The organism is Candidatus Methylacidiphilales bacterium, from assembly GCA_028713655.1.
GTDB lineage: Bacteria > Verrucomicrobiota > Verrucomicrobiia > Methylacidiphilales > JAAUTS01 > JAQTNW01.
The window spans coordinates 1-2,554 of the sequence record JAQTNW010000090.1; the positions used below are offsets into that span (position 1 = coordinate 1).

Genomic DNA, 2,554 nt, shown 5'->3' on the forward strand with positions numbered 1-2,554 from the left:
CAGGGTTGATTGGTAGGGTTCGTAACCATGAAATATGCCCTCTTTTTGCTCTTGTGTGTGCTGCCTTGCCTTCAGGCGGAAGAGTTGATCGAGAACGGTGATTTTTCCAAAGGAAAATCCAAATGGTTTCTGTGGATTTGAAATAGTTTCATTTGCCTACTTTTCTTCCAGTTATGGAACTCGACGAGCGCTTGCAAAAACATTTGCTGAAAACACCCGACCTGGGAAAGGCCGCTTTCGTTGCGCCCAATGCGGCCATTATGGGCGACGTCGTTCTCGGTCCGGATGCCAGCGTCTGGTACGGCTGCGTCCTGCGCGGAGACATCCAATCCATCCGCATTGGCGAGGGAACGAACATACAGGACGGAAGCGTTGTGCATCTGGCCGATGACGCGGGCGTGGCCGTGGGCGAGTACACGACCATCGGGCACATGGCCATGATTCATGCATGCAACGTCGGCAACGAATGCCTTATTGGGATGAGCGCCACCATTCTGGATTATGCGGAAATCGGCGATCAATGCATCATCGGGGCGGGAGCGCTCGTCACGAAGGGGAGCAAAATTCCTTCAGGCTCGATGGTTATGGGCATGCCGGCCAAAGTCGTCCGCCCACTCACAGAGGAGGAACGGAAGGGGCTGCGCTATTGGGCGGAAAAATACGTTGAAGTGGCGAAGGGTCATGCGAAGTTTCAACAACGGAAGCCGGCCTGAATATCCCGCGCATGTGCATCCGCGAAAAGTGCGGTTAATTTGACTGTGAGTGCGCTGAACGAAATTCAACAAGCCTCAAAGGAGCAGTTCGACCGCCAAAGCGCGAACTACGGCAGCTCCCACATTCTGAGCAATACGGAAGACCTCCGTTCGACGCTGCAGTTTCTCAAGCCGTTGCGCGGGCAGACCCTCCTGGACGTGGCCTGCGGCGCGGGCCACACGGGACTGTATTTTGCGCGCCTGGGCCTGGAGGTCACGCTGACCGATATCTCTACAAGTATGTTGGAAAAGGCCTCCCAGGCCGCTGCGGCCGAAGGCATTGCAGTAACCGTTCGGGAACACGCCGCGGAACAATTCCCGTATCCGGACCAAACTTTTGACATCGTCACCTGCCGCGTGGCGGCGCATCATTTCAGTTGTCCCGCCACGTTTCTCATGGAAACCGCGCGGGTGCTGAAGCCGCATGGCCGCTTTCTTCTCATCGATGGCAGCGTCGAGGACGGCCAGCCGGAGGCCGAGGAATGGATGCATCAGGTCGAAAAATTGCGGGACCCCAGCCACAACCGTTTCATCACGCCCCTCAAATGGATGCATCTCTGCGGCCATGTCGGTTTGCGGGTTGTCCATCGTGAAATCCAGCCGTTCAAACAACCGGACTTGGAATGGTATTTTCAAACTGCGGGCACAACTCCTGAAAATCGCGCGGCTGTGTTGAAACTCATCGACGAAGCGCCCGAGTCCGCCCGCCGCCTGTTCAAGCTCGGCCGCGAGGACGGCAGGATCGTCTGGTGGTGGCAGCGCTTGGTTCTCATCGCCGAAAAGCTGTAAATTTTTATTCGCTGGGAGCGCGAATAAAAATTACAAAGAGCCATTGGTGATCTTGTGGGATTTAAATCCTGTCCAAAAATGTTTTGAAGTTTTAAGGGGGCGGCGCCACCGCCATTTTCAGCCGCATTTCGTACTTGCAGCACTGAGCCATATTGAGCATATTTGAGCATGGCCTCAAATACTACTTTATTCCGGGCTCGCGTGCCCGCGCAACGGCTCAAAAAGGCCGAAAAGATTCTCGATCAGCTCGGCATCAAGCCTGGCGATGCCTTTAAGATGCTTCTGGCACAGATCGAGCTTCACAAGGGGCTTCCCTTCGATGTTACCACGCAGAGAACGCCCATCCTTTCATCGGATGAACAGGCGGCAGCGTGGACGGAGGCGATGGGTGCCTACTGAACCACAAGCCGGGGAAGTCTGGTTTGCGGATTTGGGAATGGTCGAGAAAAGCCGGCCGGTGCTCGTGCTTGCGTTTCCGGGTGACAGTTGATGCGCGTTCTTTGGTGATTGTGGCTCCATTGACCTCACAAATACGGGGAATGCGGGGCGAAGTGGATATTGGCAAACCGCATTGGCTTCCAAAACACTCCGCAGTGAATGTGCAGGGACTTGCCAGCTTTGATCGTCATAAACTTTTCCGCAGAATGGGTGTCTTGACAAAACCCGAAATGGAGCGCGTCAAACTGGCTCTTCGAGATTTATTGGGCTTGTGAATCCATGGCTTTTTGGAAGCAGCACTTGACTTCGTTCAATCGGATCTTGTTCATAACCCAAATCCATGCATGCTCATGACATGCCTGAGGCGCTTCTGAAACAAACCCGCTTCAATCCCCGAGATAGGTTGAATTCCACCTATCTAGATAGATTGAATTCAATCTAATATACTGTTCGATTTAAAAATATGAAATACATTTTATTTGGCATTTTGGCTTTTACATATTTGCATGTTTACGCTGAACCAGTATTTCGTGATAGCTACGCAGTGGATTTGACCCTTAATGACGGAAGCAAAT

General features: G+C 53.0%; 3 protein-coding genes. All 3 read left to right on the top strand.

The annotated features are described in order from the left end of the window. Positions 1 to 173: 173 nt before the first annotated feature. Positions 174 to 713: a gamma carbonic anhydrase family protein gene (locus PHD76_15275; GenBank protein ID MDD5263204.1), complete on the top strand. Its 540-nt coding sequence runs from the start codon at positions 174 to 176 to the stop codon at positions 711 to 713. Between the two features lie 45 nt (positions 714 to 758). Then, on the top strand, positions 759 to 1,541 hold the full coding sequence (locus PHD76_15280; GenBank protein MDD5263205.1) for a class I SAM-dependent methyltransferase: 783 nt from the start codon (positions 759 to 761) through the stop codon (positions 1,539 to 1,541). Between the two features lie 168 nt (positions 1,542 to 1,709). After that, positions 1,710 to 1,940 (top strand): type II toxin-antitoxin system RelB/DinJ family antitoxin, encoded by a 231-nt coding sequence (locus PHD76_15285; GenBank protein MDD5263206.1) that lies wholly within the window; start codon positions 1,710 to 1,712, stop codon positions 1,938 to 1,940. The last annotated feature ends 614 nt before the right edge of the window (positions 1,941 to 2,554 follow it).

Excerpts from the sequence above, each read along its gene's own strand:
- PHD76_15275 (MDD5263204.1), top strand. The coding sequence starts at position 174 with ATGGAACTCGACGAGCGCTTGCAAAAACATTTGCTGAAAACACCCGAC.
- PHD76_15285 (MDD5263206.1), top strand. The coding sequence starts at position 1,710 with ATGGCCTCAAATACTACTTTATTCCGGGCTCGCGTGCCCGCGCAACGG.